Source organism: Arthrobacter sp. efr-133-TYG-104 (assembly GCF_030208915.1).
Classification (GTDB): Bacteria; Actinomycetota; Actinomycetes; order Actinomycetales; family Micrococcaceae; genus Arthrobacter.
The window spans coordinates 32,449-48,785 of the sequence record NZ_JARVTA010000011.1 but is presented as its reverse complement, the minus strand read 5'-3'; the positions used below and the strand labels follow the sequence as shown (position 1 = coordinate 48,785).

General features: G+C 62.5%; 14 protein-coding genes. 10 read left to right on the top strand and 4 right to left on the bottom strand.

Annotated elements, in window-relative coordinates; genetic code table 11:
• Positions 1 to 95: 95 nt before the first annotated feature.
• The 4 genes from QRN04_RS09585 to QRN04_RS09570 all read right to left on the bottom strand — a co-directional run bounded on the left by QRN04_RS09585 (position 96) and on the right by QRN04_RS09570 (position 3,690).
• Positions 96 to 854, bottom strand: a complete 759-nt coding sequence (locus tag QRN04_RS09585) for a MerR family transcriptional regulator (RefSeq protein WP_284975790.1) — start codon at positions 852 to 854, stop codon at positions 96 to 98.
• Between the two features lie 86 nt (positions 855 to 940).
• Complete coding sequence (locus QRN04_RS09580) at positions 941 to 1,606, bottom strand: PadR family transcriptional regulator (RefSeq protein ID WP_284975789.1); 666 nt, start codon at positions 1,604 to 1,606, stop codon at positions 941 to 943.
• 174 nt (positions 1,607 to 1,780) lie between these two features.
• The gene (nadE, locus tag QRN04_RS09575) at positions 1,781 to 2,602 is read right to left on the bottom strand and encodes an NAD(+) synthase (RefSeq protein WP_284975788.1); all 822 of its coding nucleotides are present in this window, start codon (positions 2,600 to 2,602) and stop codon (positions 1,781 to 1,783) included.
• A 62-nt stretch (positions 2,603 to 2,664) separates the two neighbouring features.
• Positions 2,665 to 3,690: a LacI family DNA-binding transcriptional regulator gene (locus QRN04_RS09570; protein ID WP_284975787.1), complete on the bottom strand. Its 1,026-nt coding sequence runs from the start codon at positions 3,688 to 3,690 to the stop codon at positions 2,665 to 2,667.
• A gap of 147 nt (positions 3,691 to 3,837) precedes the next feature.
• Here QRN04_RS09570 and QRN04_RS09565 point away from each other — a divergent pair, with 147 nt between their 5' ends.
• The 10 genes from QRN04_RS09565 (at position 3,838) to QRN04_RS09520 (ending at position 16,327) form a co-directional block, all read left to right on the top strand.
• The gene (locus tag QRN04_RS09565; RefSeq protein WP_284975786.1) at positions 3,838 to 4,686 is read left to right on the top strand and encodes a sugar phosphate isomerase/epimerase family protein; all 849 of its coding nucleotides are present in this window, start codon (positions 3,838 to 3,840) and stop codon (positions 4,684 to 4,686) included.
• A complete protein-coding gene (locus tag QRN04_RS09560; protein ID WP_284975785.1) occupies positions 4,683 to 5,873 on the top strand; it encodes a Gfo/Idh/MocA family protein in 1,191 nt (396 codons plus the stop codon). The genes QRN04_RS09565 and QRN04_RS09560 overlap by 4 nt, the downstream gene beginning before the upstream one ends.
• Entirely contained in the window at positions 5,870 to 6,802 is a 933-nt protein-coding gene (locus tag QRN04_RS09555) for a sugar phosphate isomerase/epimerase family protein (protein WP_284975784.1), read from the top strand. The genes QRN04_RS09560 and QRN04_RS09555 overlap by 4 nt, the downstream gene beginning before the upstream one ends.
• A 3-nt stretch (positions 6,803 to 6,805) precedes the next feature.
• A complete protein-coding gene (gene uxaC, locus QRN04_RS09550) occupies positions 6,806 to 8,200 on the top strand; it encodes a glucuronate isomerase (protein WP_284975783.1) in 1,395 nt (464 codons plus the stop codon).
• Positions 8,197 to 9,555: a mannitol dehydrogenase family protein gene (locus tag QRN04_RS09545; RefSeq protein ID WP_284975782.1), complete on the top strand. Its 1,359-nt coding sequence runs from the start codon at positions 8,197 to 8,199 to the stop codon at positions 9,553 to 9,555. Before uxaC ends, QRN04_RS09545 begins: the two co-directional genes overlap by 4 nt.
• A 23-nt stretch (positions 9,556 to 9,578) precedes the next feature.
• Complete coding sequence (manD, locus tag QRN04_RS09540; RefSeq protein ID WP_284975781.1) at positions 9,579 to 10,808, top strand: D-mannonate dehydratase ManD; 1,230 nt, start codon at positions 9,579 to 9,581, stop codon at positions 10,806 to 10,808.
• 262 nt (positions 10,809 to 11,070) lie between these two features.
• Positions 11,071 to 12,201 (top strand): multiple monosaccharide ABC transporter substrate-binding protein, encoded by a 1,131-nt coding sequence (chvE, locus tag QRN04_RS09535; protein WP_350224930.1) that lies wholly within the window; start codon positions 11,071 to 11,073, stop codon positions 12,199 to 12,201.
• Between the two features lie 130 nt (positions 12,202 to 12,331).
• Positions 12,332 to 13,861: a multiple monosaccharide ABC transporter ATP-binding protein gene (mmsA, locus tag QRN04_RS09530; protein ID WP_284975780.1), complete on the top strand. Its 1,530-nt coding sequence runs from the start codon at positions 12,332 to 12,334 to the stop codon at positions 13,859 to 13,861.
• A gap of 5 nt (positions 13,862 to 13,866) precedes the next feature.
• Positions 13,867 to 15,150, top strand: coding sequence for a multiple monosaccharide ABC transporter permease (gene mmsB / locus QRN04_RS09525; protein WP_284975779.1), 1,284 nt, complete (start codon positions 13,867 to 13,869; stop codon positions 15,148 to 15,150).
• 148 nt (positions 15,151 to 15,298) lie between these two features.
• On the top strand, positions 15,299 to 16,327 hold the full coding sequence (locus tag QRN04_RS09520) for a LacI family DNA-binding transcriptional regulator (RefSeq protein ID WP_284975901.1): 1,029 nt from the start codon (positions 15,299 to 15,301) through the stop codon (positions 16,325 to 16,327).
• Positions 16,328 to 16,337 lie beyond the last annotated feature (10 nt).

Below are 16,337 nucleotides of genomic sequence, written 5' to 3'. Positions count from 1 at the left end.
ATGGAATTATTTTGATCGCCTTTATCGCTCCGAAATAGAAGAAACAGTCCAAAGCGCTTTGGACTGTTTCTTGAGGGTTCCCGCAGGTGGAGGCGTTAGAGGTTCTTATCGGCATAAACGCGCAGGGCATCCCTGACATATGCTGCCCCGACTTCTCCGCCGTAATTCGCAGCGAACCGCGGATCGGCGACGTACATTTCACCGAGTCCGGTGACGTACCCCTTTACATCACCGCCGGGAGCCGCCGTCGGCGTGCCTGGAATCCCCGTAAGCCACTCGACGTGCCTGCGCGCAAGGTCCTGGGCCACTTGGCTGTCAGGAGCAGTGCCGGACTTCGATGCGGAGATCCAATCCGCACCCAGCGCACGGACGCGCTCCTGCCACTGCTGCTTGTCCTCGGGACTCATGTTCCGCCACCATGTGTCGCTGGCGGCATAAGCGCCCTTGCCCCAGCGCTGCTCCACCTCGTCCTTATATTGCGTGTGGTCAAAGCCGTCAAACATGTCCTTTGCCATGTACTTTCCATCCCCTTTCAACGATTCGATGGTCTGCTGGACGGAGGCGATCTGCCGCGTCAGCCGCTCTTGCTCCTGGCGTAGCCAGACAAGGTGGCCAGTGAGGGCCTTCGCGGTGTCTGTCTCGCGGCGAAGGACCTCGGCGATGGCCGTCAGCCCAAGCCCCAGTTCCCGGAGCAGCAAAATGCGCTGAAGCTGCACCAATGCCGGACCGTCGTAGTAGCGGTAGCCGTTGTGGCCGATCCGGCTTGGCTTCAGTAGCCCGACGTCGTCGTAGTGGCGCAGCGTCCGGCTGGTGGTACCCGCCATCTTGGCGATTTCCTGAATGGACCAGTCCATCCGTGCCTCCGTCCTGCCTGTACCTTCGACTGTAGGGGTTGACGCAGCGTCAAGGTCAAGGTGTTTTTGGGAGGGTTCGCAAAGGGTCAGTCAGCGAGGATCAGGTACAGCGCGCGACGGGTCTCGTCGAGCTTCGCTATGGCCGCCTGACGTTGTTCCTCGGTGGCAGAGCCGCGGAATTGGTGGATGACTCCCATGAGCTTGCCAACGCTTTGGTGGAAGGCCTGACCGGTGGAGTCCGCTTCTGTGTTCCAGGCGTTGGCCAGCTCTTCCTCATGCTCGGCAACGTAAGCGCGGCCGTCGTCCGTGAGGGTGAATTCCGTGCGGCGTCCTTCTCCGACGGCCACAATGAGCTCTTCATCCACCAGTTGCTGGAGTGTCGGATAGACAGAGCCCGGGCTGGGCCGCCATGCGCCTGAGGTCTTCTCCGCGATGGTTTTGATCAGGCCGTAACCGTTCGACGGCGACTCGGCAAGCAATGAAAGAATCGCCGCGCGGACGTCCCCTCGATTGGCGCGACGTGGGCCGCCGGGTCCAAAGCCGCGCGGTCCGAATCCGCCAAATCCGCCGGGTCCGGGTCCAAAGCCAGGTCCAAATCCGGGCCCGAAGCCGCCGCCACCGTGTCCGCCGGGTCCACGCCGGCCCCTGCCTTGGTTGAAGCGACCGCGTCCGTGTCCGTGCTGGTCGCCGTGTTCATGGTTCCCGGGGCCGTATCCGGGGAGGTTGTTTTCGTTGTCGTTGATGCCTTTCATAGCAGCATCGTCCTTTCGGTTGTTGTGCCGCCGAAGGAGTATCGGCGATAGTTAACGATATATCGGTGACTATCGAACCGTCAAGAGGTGCAGGAGCCTTTAAACCCCGACGGCGGGTGCCGGCTTCCTGAGGAGCCGGCACCCGCCGTCGTGAGTTGCTGTTGGACGAAAAGGCTATGTCCACCACGTATCAAAGATCGTGACCGGAGCGGTCCGCTTGTGGCGCGTTCGGAGGTACTTCTGCTCCAGGGCCTCGGCGACCTCCTCCGGGACCTCGCGGCCCTCCAGGTAGTCATCAATCTGGTCGTAGCTGATGCCGAGTTCGTCCTCGTCGGTCCGGCCCGGCTTTCCGTCAAGGAGGTCGGCGGTGGGGACCTTTTGCCATACTCGCGCGGGAGCACCCAGCTCGGCAAGAAGTATGCGGTTCTGGCGTTTGTTCAAACCGAATAGCGGCAGGATGTCCGCACCGCCGTCGCCGTATTTGGTGAAGAAGCCGGTCACCGATTCCGCGCCGTGGTCGGTGCCGACCACCAAGTAGTTGTGCTCACCGGCAAGGGCGTACTGGGCAGTCATGCGAGCGCGCGCCTTGGTGTTGCCCTTGTGGAAATCGGAGATGGCGGCGCCGGTGGTCTTCTGGAACTCATCCTCAAAGCCGTCCACCGCCGGGGCGATGTTGAAGGTCCATTCGGTCTTGGCGTTGATGAAATCCAAAGCAGCCTGGGCGTCGTCTTCATCGTGCTGGACGCCGTAGGGAAGGCGGACGGCGACAAAGTTGGCCTCGACGCCGTCGGCCTCGAGCTCTTCGACCGCAAGTTGGGACAAGCGCCCTGCCAGTGTCGAGTCGATCCCGCCCGAGATGCCCAAGACAAAACCCTTGGTTCCGGTTGCTTTCAGATAGTCCTTCAGGAAGGCGACCCGCTTGCGGACCTCCTCCGCAGGATCGATCCGGGGCGGGACGCCCATTTCCTCAATGATCTTTGCCTGGAGTTCGCGCATGTGTTCCACACTAGCCAGCGCGGTCCATACCGCTCAACCATATTGCGTGAAGTCACGGGACGTCAGCCCTGCTGGGGAGCCGAACCTGTCGATCCGCGCACGGTCAGGTGGGTGGGCATGACCGCCAAGCGCCGACTTGAGGCCGAACGCAGGGGATCCAACTGTGCCAGCAGCATGGACACCGCAACGCGTCCGGCCTGTTCGATGGGCGAGGCCATGGTGGTCAAGGGCGGATTGCAAAAGTCTGCCCCGAAAATGTCGTCACAGCCAACGATGCTCATGTCTTCGGGAACGCGGATGCCGCGCTCGCGGAGCCGCTGCAGCATCCCAATGGCCAGCAGGTCGTTGAAGACGATGCATGCGGTGGCCCCAGTACGGACAGCAGCGTCAGCCGCGGCGGCACCGGACGTCATCTTGGGGGCGAACGGGCCCACGCGGGACGTGGTAAGCCCCCGGTCCCGGGTCTCGTCGTCGAACGTTTTCCACCGTTTGGCATTGGACCATGACGACGACGGTCCGCCCACGTAGCAAATCCTGGAATGGCCCAACGAGGTGAGGTGTTCGAGCGCCTGGATCACGGCTCCTGGGGTGTCGATCATGACCGTCGGGGCATAGGAAGAGGAGCGGTTGATGGTCACGATTGCCTGGTTGGCAGCAGCCTCGGCCAACGTGGCGTCCGAAAGGCGGGACGCGGCGAGAATGAACCCGTCAGCTGTTCGCTGCATCTTGCGCAGGGTGTCGGCTTCCATCTCTGCGGACTCCTCCGTGTCCACCAACAACTGGGTGTAGCCGGCGGCCTTGAGTTGGTTCTGTGTGCCTCGGATGATGTCGAAATAGAACGGATTCGTGACGTCGGGGACAAGCAGGGCGATGGCATTGGTACGCCCAGAACTCAGGCCGCGGGCCTGTGAGCTCGGAACGTAATTCAGCTCCGCAGCGATCTTCTCGATCCGTTCGCGCGTCACGCGATTGACGCGGTCCGGGTTGGACAGTGCCCGGGACACGGTGGAAGTGGCCACGCCAGCGAGCGCGGCGACGTCGCGAATGGTTGGTGCTGTTCCGGTGTGCCGCGTTGGTGCATCTGCCATGGTGAGCCTCTCGAAGGTGAGCCCATTGCACCATCCTTGGCAACTTTTGGCAAACGATTGCCGCATGGTTTGCCGACTCCTAGACTCAAGGCCAAGCCCTGTGAGGTACGCAGTGGGCGGCCTGACCGCCGGAGGAGTCAAATAACCATGACAGATGCAGCAAAAGTTGAGTGGACGTTGTCGGGCTTTGGAGACGAAATCAATGACGACCCCGCCCAGCAGATCGCGGTGCTGCAGGCTTTGGGGGCCAACCACATCGAAGTACGCAGCGCCTGGGGAACCAACATCGTGGACCTCGACGCACAGGAACTCAGCGCGTTGAAGGAACTCCTTGACGCGGCAGGAATGGGAGTCTCTGCCATCGCCTCGCCCATCGGCAAGGTGGATGTGACCCTGCCCGTTGAGCACGAGGTGGAACGGCTGCGGCGCGCGGCCAACGCTGCCCACGTTCTGGGCGCGCGCTACATCCGGATCTTCTCGTTCTACTACGGAGAGGACGTGGCAGTGGAAAGCATCCGGGATGACGTCCTCGAGCGGATGCGTGCGCTGGCCGCGGTAGCTGAAGAAAAGAACGTGATACTGCTGCACGAGAACGAGAAAGACATTTTTGGCGATACCCCGGATCGCGTCCTGGACATCATCGAGTCCGTTGCATCCCGGGCGTTGAAGGTGGCGTGGGATCCGGCGAATTTCGTCCAGGTGGGCGTCAAACCGTTCGAGGAAGCCTATGCGAAACTGCGCCCCCACCTTGAGTACCTGCAGGTCAAGGACGCACGGTTCGCCGACGGCGTCGTGGTTCCGGCAGGTGAGGGCGACGGCGACCTGCTGCGCACGGTGGGGGCGCTGAAAGCAGACGGATTTGTGGGCTTCGCCAGCCTTGAGCCGCATCTGGCCGGGGCGCACGGGCTGGGCGGCTTTTCCGGACCGACAGCGTTCGGGATTGCAGCAAGGGCGTTTGCCAAAGTTTTGAACGAAGCCGGAGTGGAGACCAAGTGAGCACCAACACACCAGACACAACAATCAAAGTCGCCATCGCAGGTTGCGGAGTCATTGGCCGCACGCACGCCGCCGCCATTGGTGAGTTTCCCGATCTCCTCATCACAACCCTCGTGGATGAGATCCCCGAGGCAGCAGAAGCCCTTGCGCAGTACTTGGAAGACGGCGGCTCTGCACGCCCCGCCATTTTCGGCACGCTGCAGGAAGCGTTCGCGGGCGCCGACGTCGACCTCGTGGTCATTGCCACCCCCAGCGGGCTGCACATCCAGCAGGCGTTGGAAGTACTCGAGGCCGGCAAACACGTGGTCATCGAAAAACCGCTTGATGTGCATGTTGAGCGCGCCAACGAAATCCTTGCGGCGGCAAAAGCCGCCGGGGACAGGGGGCTGGTTGCCAGCGTCATCAGCCAGCATCGCTTCGACCAAGCGAGCATTGTGGTGGACCAGGCTCGCCGAGAGGGTCGTTTTGGCCGGTTGACCTCGGCCATCGCCTCGGTCAGCTGGTATCGAAGCCAGGGCTATTACGACTCGGGCGCGTGGCGCGGGACCTGGGCAATGGACGGCGGTGGCGCAGTGATGAACCAAGGCGTCCACACCGTTGACCTGTTGCTGTGGTTCCTTGGACGCCCCATCGAGATCAACGCCAAGACTGCACTCCTTGCGCACTCGGACGTGGAAGTTGAAGACACCGCAGTTGCCACTGTGACGTTCGAATCGGGCGCACTGGCCGTTCTGCACGCCACCACCGCGGCCTATCCAGGACTGACCGTCCGGTTGCAGATCATGGGCAGCAAGGGCTCGGCGGTGATCGACAACGACAATCTGGAGTACTTCCATGCTGCCGATCCCGCGGGCGATGCCGACAGCGGGCCCATGGGGATCCGAGGTGGCGGCAACCAGGCCGAGGCCGAGCTGGCAAAATTCCCTGAGCCGCCAGCGGACCCCAACTTGGACCCCACCGTGTATCCCGCGGGCCACGTCCGCCAGTACCGGGACGTGGTGGATGCCATTCGCAACGGCCGTCTCCCGGGAGTCACCGTCCAGGACGCCGTCATGGCCCTTGCCACTGTTCGGGCGCTCTACGTTTCGGCAACGCTCGGCCGTTCGGTCCTCATCGCGGACGTGCTGGAAGGAAAATACAACGACGTTGAAGTGAGCACAGGCAACTTTGAAGAGGTCACAGCATGAAGTTCTCAGTCTTTACAGCCTCGACGCCGGAATGGACTCCCCAGGAGGCCGCCACGGAGCTCGCAGCCCAAGGCTGGGACGGAATCGAATGGCGCGTCATTGACCAGAACGACGCTCCAACACCGGGATTCTGGGCCGGGAACAAGGCCACTTGGCCCATGACGGGCCTTCTGGATTCAGTTCCCGAGATCGCAAGGATCACCTCCGGCGCGGGTCTGGAATACTCGGGCCTGGGCGGGTACGCCCGCTGTGACAATCACGACGACGTCGAGACCGTTCTTGCCGCAACCGCAGCCCTGGGTGCCCGCCAGGTCAGGGTGAACGTCCTTCCCCTGGGCAACTCCACTATGGGCGGCCAGGAACCCACTGGCTTGTCCTACCCCGAACTCTTCGATTCCACCAGGGAACACTACGAATGGGTGGCCCAACGGGCTGCCCATTACGGAGTGAAGGCCCTCATTGAACTGCACCATGGGAGCGTGACAGCCTCGGCGTCCTCTGCCCGCCGGCTCCTTGAGGGCCTGGACTCCCGGCATGTCGGGGTCATCCACGACCTCGGGAACCTACTGATCGAAGGTTGGGAGTCACCACTGCCTGCCCTGGAGTTGCTGGGGCCGTACCTGGCCCACATCCACGTGAAGAACGCGCGCTGGGTCCGCACCGGGGACCCGGACGAGGTTGGTGCAGCTGTTTGGGTGAACGAGTGGGCGCCGCTGGCCGAAGGGCAGGGGAGCGTCCTGGACTATTTCAGGGCCCTCGCCGCGGTGGGCTACGACGATTGGGTGACAGTGGAGGATTTCTCCACTGATGTTCCCCTTGCAGAGCGCACCGCCGGAAACCTCACCTTCTTGCGGCGTGCAGCTGAACTCGCGGGGTTGAACGTCAACCGAAGCGAACACGTTTCCGCCGGTTCCACCCCGAAAGGCTGATCCATGCCAGAGTCCCTAGCCACCCACCCCGACCGTCTCCTTCCTGCAGACCCGGGAACGCGGCGGATCGCGCGATCCTTGCTTGAGCGCGTCCAGGACCTCCCGATCATTTCGCCTCATGGACATGTGGACGCGTCAGTGCTCGAAAAGGACACTCCTTTCCCGGACCCTGCTGCCCTCCTGGTTACTCCGGACCACTACGTCACACGGCTGATCCATGCGTCTGGAGTTGGGATGGACCGGCTTCAACCGGACGCCGGTGCGCGGGAGATCTGGCGGCACTTCTGCCGGGCATGGCCGCTTTTTGATGGGACCGCCTCCGGGTACTGGCTGAGGACGCAGTTCCAGACGGTCTTCGGGCTGCCAGGTGAGTTGAGCGCGGAAACGGCCGATGCCAGCTTCGATGCCATCTCGGCAAAACTCGCCGAGCCCGGGTTCCGGCCGCGGGAACTGTTCAAGAACTTCAACATTGAAGTCCTCGCCACCACCGATGATCCCTTGGATGACTTGGCCAGCCACCGGGCACTCGCAGCCGATCCCTCTTTTCACGGCCGCGTCCTTCCCACGTTCCGTCCGGACGCGTACGTGAACATCGCGCACCCGTCCTGGGCGGCCAACGTGGAGCGGCTTATCAGCGAAGCGTCCGACGGCGGCAAGGGCTACCGCGGCTACATCAGCGCACTGGAAAACCGGCGCCGGTATTTCGTGGAGCACGGGGCAGTGTCCGCTGATCACGGCGTCCGTACGCCCGCCACCCTGAAACTCGACGACGCCGACGCCGAGGGACTCTTCGAACGGGCATTGTCCGGCACGGCAAGTGCCCAAGACCGTGACGCCTTCGAGGCCCACATGATGTATCAAATGGCCCGGATGTCGGTGGAGGACGGCCTGGTCATGACCCTCCATCCGGGCTCCTTCCGCAACCACCACGGTCCCACCTTCGAGGCCTTCGGCGGCGATACCGGCAACGACATACCGTTCGCAATCAATTACACCGAAGCGGTCCGCCCCTTGCTCCAGGACTTTGGGACCGCCAAGGACTTCCACCTGGTGTTGTTCACTTTGGATGAGACGGTCTTCTCGCGCGAGCTCGCGCCGCTGGCGGGCTTTTACCCGTCTGTCTACGTGGGTGCTCCGTGGTGGTTCCTTGACGCTCCGGATGCCATGCTGCGCTTCCGGTCCGCTGTCACCGAGACCGCCGGCTTCTCCCGGACTTCGGGCTTTATCGATGACACCAGGGCTTTCTGTTCCATCCCTGCGCGGCACAATGCGTCCCGCAGGATCGAGGCCTCATTCCTGGCACGCCTGGTAGCCGAGCACCGGATCAGCGAGGACCGCGCCCACGAGCTGATCGTCGACGTCGTCGACACTGCACCCAGGCGGGTCTTCAAACTATGAGTGCCGAGCCAAGACCTGGCCTCCCACGGCTGGACCGGTCCCTCAGATCGGCCCCCAAGGCTCCGGTGCGGATCGTGCACCTTGGGTTGGGCGCATTCCACCGCTCACACCAGGCCTGGTACACCCAGCATGCCGGGGACGCCGCGGACTGGGGGATCGCGGCATTCACGGGACGAAGCCCCCGGGCCGCGGACACCCTGGCCGAACAGGACGGACTGTTCACGCTGGTGGAGCGTTCCGCGGCGGGGGACTCCTACGAGGTTATCGGCAGCATCGTCGAGGCGGTGGACGGGGCCGACGTCGGACGCTTGGCGGAGCTGGTGGCGGCACCTGACACGGCAATCGTTACCCTGACCATTACGGAGGCGGCATACGCGGTGGACGCTTCTGCCGGTTCTGCAGGTTCTGCCGGTTCGTCGTCGACGCCGATCGCCCGGTTGGTGGCTGCGCTCGCCGCCCGCAGGGACGCAGGCAGCGGACCGATCGCCGTCGTCAGTTGCGACAACCTGGCCGACAACGGAAGCGTGGCCAGTCAAGCCATTCGCGCGCTCGCCGAAGCACGTGAGCCTGCCTTGGCCGCTTGGATCGACGCGAACGTCAGCTTCGTCAGCACGTCCGTGGACCGCATCACTCCGCGGACCACGGCGGCGGACCTGGCCTCGGTTGCCGAAAGTTGTGCGTACCGGGACGAGGCAGCAGTGGTGGCCGAACCGTTCCACAACTGGATCCTCAGTGGTGACTTTCCGGCGGGCCGTCCACAGTGGGAGGACGCCGGGGCCATCTTCGTGGACAACCTCGAACCGTACGAGAACCGCAAGCTGTGGCTGCTCAACGGTGCGCATTCGATCCTCGCCTACGCCGGCCAGGTCCGCGGTCACGCGACCGTCGCCGAGGCTCTGTCCGACGCCGTATGCCGCGACGCAGTCGAGTCGTTCTGGGACGAGGCTGCGCGGCACCTTACCGATGACGCCTTGGCCATCCCCGAGTATCGGCAGGCGCTGCTGGAGCGCTTTGGAAACGCCAGAATCGCCCACCTGCTGTCCCAGATCGCGGCGGACGGAACGGCGAAACTCCGCATGCGGGCACTGCCGGTGCTGGCCGCCGAACGCGCCGCGGGCCGATCCGGCGACGGGGCCGCCCGCATGATCGCCGCCTGGATGACGTACGTAGCCACGACGGCTGAGTTCCAGGACCCACTCGCCGGAGACATCAGGGAAGCCCTAACGCTCGACGGCGAAGCCCGATGCGCTGCTTTGCTGGCGCTGCTCAGCCCGGAGCTTGCCCAGGACCGTGACTTGGTAGGGCAGCTACGTGGGCTGCAAAACGCTATGACCGCCACGATTGCCCGCTCTTAGAACCCCCGGAAGGACCCTCAACCATGAAAATCGTCGCCGCTGAAGTCTTCGTGACCAGCCCCTCCCGCAACTTTGTAACGCTCCGCATCACCACGGAGGACGGCGTCACAGGCATTGGCGACGCTACGCTCAACGGCCGTGAGCTTGCCGTTGCCGCCTACCTTAAAGAACACGTTGCACAGTTGTTGATCGGCAAGGATCCGCACCGGATCGAGGACACCTGGCAGTTCCTCTACCGCAGTTCGTATTGGCGCCGCGGCCCGGTCACCATGGCCGCCATTGCCGCCGTCGACATGGCCTTATGGGACATCAAGGGCAAGGTTGCCGTTATGCCGGTGTACCAACTTTTGGGCGGTGCTTCCCGGAACGGGCTGCGTGCTTACGGGCACGCCTCCGGATCCGATATCCCCTCCTTGTTCGACTCCGTCCGCGAACATCTTGAGCTGGGCTATAAGTCCATCCGCATCCAGACCGCCGTCCCGGGCATCAAGGCCGTCTACGGCGTGGCCGCCCAAGCACAGGCGTCCGGTGAACGGTACGACTACGAGCCTGCCGGCCGTGGCAACTTCCCCTTGGAAGAGGATTGGGACACCCGCGCCTACCTCCGCCACCTGCCGACCGTCTTCGAAGCCGTCCGCAACGAGTTCGGCCCCGAAATCCCGCTGCTCCACGACGGACATCACCGCATGACGCCCATCCAGGCCGCTAAACTCGGCAAAGCGTTGGAGCCCTATGACCTCTTCTGGCTGGAAGACTGCACACCGGCCGAGAACCAGGAAGGCCTGCGCCTGGTCCGCCAACACACCACAACTCCTCTGGCCATCGGCGAAATATTCAACACAGTGTGGGACTACCAGACGCTCATCAAGGAACAGTTGATCGACTACGTGAGGGCAGCCTCAACGCACTTCGGCGGCATCTCGCCCTTGAAGAAAGTCATGGACTTCGCCGCCCAGTACCAGATCAAGTCGGGCTTCCACGGCCCCACTGACATCTCCCCGGTGGGCTTCGCCGCCCAACTGCACGTGGGCCTGGCCATCCACAATTACGGCATCCAGGAATATATGCAGCACTCAGACAAGACCAACGAGGTCTTCCAGCAGTCCATGACGTTCAAGGACGGCTATCTGCACCCCGGCGACCAACCCGGCATCGGCGTCGAGTTCAACGAGGAAGCAGCCGCAGCGTTCCCGTACCAGCAGGCCTACCTGCCCTACAACCGCCTCGTTGACGGCACTGTTCACGATTGGTGAGCGGGTGTGCCGAACCATCAAATTGTGAACGCTAACAACCTTTCAAGTCAAGACTCTCAGTTGCGGAGGTAGTCCGCGACCATTTTGTGATGCGCAGCACTTGACTGCCGGTAATGTTAGCGTTCACAATGGCATTCGCACTACCTTGATGTGGCACGTGGCACCCCTGGGCCACGGAACACAAAGCTTCACCTTTGCCGGACGCGCAGATGCTCCGGCTGCATCAGAGTTCGCGGCGATGCTGCCGCGGAAGGAGAGCAACGTGAGATTGAAGAAACTCCTGGGCACCGTAGCGGTTGTCCTGACCCTGGCTGTTGGAGTCACGGGCTGTGGCGGAAGCCGCGGAGGGGCTGCTGCAGACTCAAGCAGCACCGCCAAGCCCAGCGATTCCTTGGTTGGCATTTCGATGCCCACCCAGACGTCCGAGCGTTGGATCGCCGATGGCGCCAACGTTGAGAAATCCCTGAAGGACCTCGGTTACAAGACTGACCTGCAGTTCGCCAATGACGACATCCCCACCCAGGTCTCCCAGATCGAAAACATGCTGACGAAGGGCGCCAAGGCGCTCATCATCGCAGCGATTGACGGCACTACGCTGACCGATGTCCTGGCCAAGGCCAAGGAACAAAACGTCAAGGTCATTGCCTATGACCGCCTCATCAACGGAACGCCGAACGTTGACTACTACACCACGTTCGATAACTACACCGTGGGTGTTCAGCAGGCCACCTCGTTGCTGACCGGTCTTGGTCTCCTGGACAAGAGCGGGAACAAGGTAGTGGGCAAGGGCCCGTTCAACGTTGAACTGTTCGCAGGAAGCCCGGATGACAACAACGCCAACTTCTTCTGGAGCGGCGCCATGGACACGCTGAAGCCATACCTGGATGCAGGCACGTTGAAGGTCCCCAGCGGCCAGGTGAAGTTTGAGCAGGCAGCGATCCTACGTTGGCAGGCCCCTGTTGCCCAGAAGCGCATGGAAGACATCCTCACCTCCGCTTACAGTTCCGGAACCAAGTTGAACGGCGTCCTGTCTCCGTATGACGGCTTGTCCATCGGTATCATTTCGGCGCTGACCAGCACCGGTGGCTACTCCACCGGAAGCCTGCCGGTTGTCACCGGACAGGATGCCGAAAAGGGCTCGGTGAAGTCCATCATCGCCGGCGAGCAGTACTCCACGATCTTCAAGGACACCCGCCAGCTTGGCGCGCAGGCCGTGAAGATGGTCGACGCGGTCCTCAAGGGGGGCCAACCGGAAACCAACGACACCAAGACCTACAACAACAAGGTCAAGGTTGTCCCGGCTTTCCTTCTGAAGTCCGTCATCATCACCAAGGACAACTACCAGAAGGAACTCATTGACTCGGGCTACTACAAGGCATCAGACGTCAAGTAAGTAAGCACGTCCACGGTTGTGGTCCCGTCGTCCTGTTCGTTATCGTCCAGCACGGCGGGGCCACAACCTTCCCAAGAGCCTCCGAATCCTCGGATCGGCCAAGCTTTCAAACAGTCAGTGGGAATTGACGATGAACGTACCCATTCTTCAAATGCGAGGAATCACCAAGACCTTTCCAGGGGTGAAGGCCCTTCAGGACGTCACCCTGGACGTCAACCGGGGTGAAGTCCACGCCATCTGTGGCGAAAACGGAGCCGGGAAGTCCACCCTGATGAAAGTGTTGTCCGGCGTGTATGCGCACAACACTTTCGACGGCGACATCCTGTTCGAAAACGAACCCTGCGAGTTCTCCAGCATCTCGGACAGCGAGAAGCGCGGAATTGTGATCATCCACCAGGAACTGGCTCTGAGCCCGTACTTGTCCATCGCCGAGAACATCTACCTTGGCAACGAACTGGCCACTAACGGCTGGGTGGACTGGCGGAAGACCAACCTGGAAGCGGCCAAGCTGCTGGCACGGGTGGGACTGAGTGAAAACCCGGTCACACCCATCCAGCAAATCAGCGTCGGCAAGCAGCAACTGGTGGAGATCGCCAAGGCGCTCTCCAAAGAGGTGAAGCTCCTGATCCTGGACGAGCCCACCGCAGCACTCAACGATGAGGATTCGGACCACCTGCTGGACCTCATCCTGCACCTCAAGGGCCAGGGCGTCACTTGCATCATCATCAGCCACAAGCTCAACGAGATTCGTAAAGTGGCCGACGCCGTCACCATCATCCGGGACGGAAAGTCCATTGAAACGCTGCGGCTGGATCAGGGCCAGATCACCCAAGAGCGCATCATCCGCGGCATGGTGGGCCGCGACCTCGAGAGCTTGTATCCCGAGCGGAGCCCGGTTATTGGCGAGGAGGTGCTGCGCATCGAGGACTGGACCGTTCAGCACCCCCAAGATCACGCCCGGATGGTAGTCAACGGCGCCAGCTTGAATGTCCGCAAGGGCGAAGTAGTGGGACTCGCGGGCCTCATGGGCGCTGGCCGAACCGAGTTGGCCATGAGCGTCTTCGGCCGGACATACGGCCGCGCGGTCTCAGGCAAAGTGTACAAATACGGCAAGGAGATCGACACCAGCACTGTTTCCGGCGCCATCGGCCACGGCATCGCCTACGCCACCGAGGACCGGAAGCACTACGGGCTCAACCTGATCGAAGACATCAAGCGGAATATTTCCATGGCGTCCCTGCGAAAGCTGGCCAAGGGCGGTTGGGTGGACAAGAACGAGGAAACCGCGGTCGCCAACCGCTACCGGAAGAGCATGAACATCAAGGCACCATCGGTGGCTGCGATTACAGGCAAGCTCTCCGGCGGCAACCAGCAAAAAGTGGTGCTGAGCAAGTGGATGTTCTCCGATCCGGACGTCCTGATCCTGGATGAACCGACGCGGGGGATCGACGTCGGCGCCAAGTTCGAGATCTACACGATCATCGGCCAACTCGCAGCGGAAGGTAAGGCCGTCATTGTGATTTCCTCGGAACTTCCGGAGCTCCTGGGTATTTGCGACAGGATCTACACCCTGTCAGCAGGGCACATCACGGGCGAGGTTCCCATCGCCGAAGCCACCCAGGAAACCCTCATGCACTTCATGACCAAAGAGAAGGAATAGCGAACATGTCCGCCCTACGAGAATCCCTTGGCTTCCTCACAAGCCGCCTCCGCCAGGTTGGCATCTTCGTCGCCCTGATCCTGATCGTCCTGCTCTTCCAGGTCCTCACCAACGGCATCCTGCTGGAACCGCAAAACGTTTCCAACCTGGTGGTCCAGAACAGCTACATCCTGATCCTTGCCATCGGCATGGTGATGGTCATCATTGCCGGGCACATCGACCTCTCGGTCGGTTCGGTGGCCGGTTTCATTGGCGCCGTAGCCGGCGTCATGATCGTGCAGTGGGGCTGGCCGTGGTGGGCAGCCATCCCTGCGTGCTTGCTGGTGGGCGCACTGGTGGGAGCCTGGCAAGGCTACTGGATTGCCTACGTGGGAATTCCAGCGTTCATCGTCACCCTTGCGGGCATGCTGATCTTCCGGGGCCTGACCCTCATCACGCTGAAGAACCAGCAGATCACCCCCTTCCCCAACGAACTGCGTGCACTCGGTGGCGGCTTCCTGCCCGACATCTCCGGGGGCACCTCCGTGCTCGAATGGCTCACGGTGATCCTCGGTGTGGGCGGTACGGCGGCCATCCTGTTCCAAGCAATCAAGGAACGCAGAGTCCGCACCAAGTTCGCCTTGGAGAATGAACCGATGGCCTGGTTCGCCGTCAAGAACGGTTTCATCGCGGTACTGATGCTCATCATCACCTTCCTGCTTGCCAGCTACCGCGGCACACCGATCGTGCTCGTGGTCCTGGCTGTGCTGGTCATCCTCTACTCGGCATTGATGAACAACAGCATCTTCGGCCGTCACACCTACGCAATCGGTGGCAACCTCCACGCAGCCGAGCTCTCCGGCATCAAGACCAAAAGGGTGACGTTCCGCCTGTTTGTGAACATGGGTGTCCTGGCGGCCTTGGCCGGACTCGTGTTCACTGCCCGCCTCAACTCGGCACAGCCGGCTGGCGGAACAGGCTTTGAACTGGACTCCATCGCCGCAGCCTTCATCGGTGGTGCAGCCGTCCAAGGCGGCATCGGCACGGTCGCCGGAGCCATGATCGGCGGCCTGATCATGGGCGTGCTCAACAACGGCATGTCCATCCTGGGCCTTGGAACGGACTACCAGCAGCTCATCAAGGGCCTGGTGCTCCTCCTCGCCGTAGGTTTCGACATCTTCAACAAGAACCGCTCCGGATCCGGTGGCGGCTCGTCGCTGACCAGGCGGTTCAAGTGGAAGACGACACCCCCGGCCACCGAAACGGTGCCGAAGACCACAGCAGAGCCCGTGGGTGCCGACGCGAAGTAGCGCCTGGCAACTCCCAACGGCCCGCATCCCGCCCTGTTTGCACGGCGGGGTGCGGGCCGCACTGCCACCATCCCAGCGACAACAGACAGCGACAACAGACAGCGAGGTTCGGATGTCTCCCGGTGTAACCCCTGCCAGGCCTCCTGTCATGGGTGATGTCGCCAAGCTGGCCGGTGTCTCCCATCAGACCGTTTCGCGGGTCTTGAACAACCATCCCAATGTGAGCGGCAAGACCAAAGAACGGGTGGAATCGGCGATTGCGAGCTTGGGTTACCGGCGCAATACCGCTGCCCGGAGCTTGGTGACCCGGCGCTCCAGGACCATTGGCGTGCTGGCGTGTGAAACGAGCCAGTACGGGCCCGCCAACACGCTCTTGGGCGTGGAACAGGCCGGCCGGGAAGCCGGCTACTTCGTCAGTATCGCCAATCTGCGGGAAGTCACCGGCGAGAGCGTCAACAGCGCCATGGCCCATTTCCGGAACCAGTCCGTGGACGGGATAGTCATCCTTGTGCCACACCCGGACGTCCTTGCTGCCCTGCGCGAAGTGTCCGTGCCGGTGCCGATGGTCGCCGTGGGCGCCGGCACAGGGAACGAGTTGACCGGAGCATCCCTGGATCAAAGGCTGGGAGCCCGCCTCGCCGTCGAACATCTGATTGGCCTGGGCCATGAGCGCATCGGGCATATTTCCGGACCGCCCCACTGGATCGACGCCGCGGAGCGTGTCAAAGGTTGGCAGGAGGCACTCATCAACGCGGGGCTGGAGCCGGAGGTGTTACTCCAAGGTGACTGGGATGCCGCGTCAGGGTATCGGGCAGGGCAGGAGCTGGTCCGGCAGCAGCGGGTCACGGCAGTGTTCGTCGCTAACGACCAGATGGCTCTGGGCGCGCTCCGGGCCGTCCATGAATCGGGACTGCAGGTGCCGGAGAACATGAGTGTAGTGGGCTACGACGACCAGCCTGAGGCCGCCTTCTTCCTGCCTCCCCTGACCACCGTCAGGCAGGACTTCGAACAGCTCGGGCGCCGGTGCATGGAAGCGTTGCTGCAAAAGTTGGGCGGGGGCGAGGACCATCGGCAGCACATCGTGAATCCCGGTCTGGTGATCCGTGCAACGGCCGCGGCCCCCGGTTCCAACCGCCTGGCCGGGCGCCCGGCCATCCCTACCTCCGGTGCCCTCTAAACTAGGAACC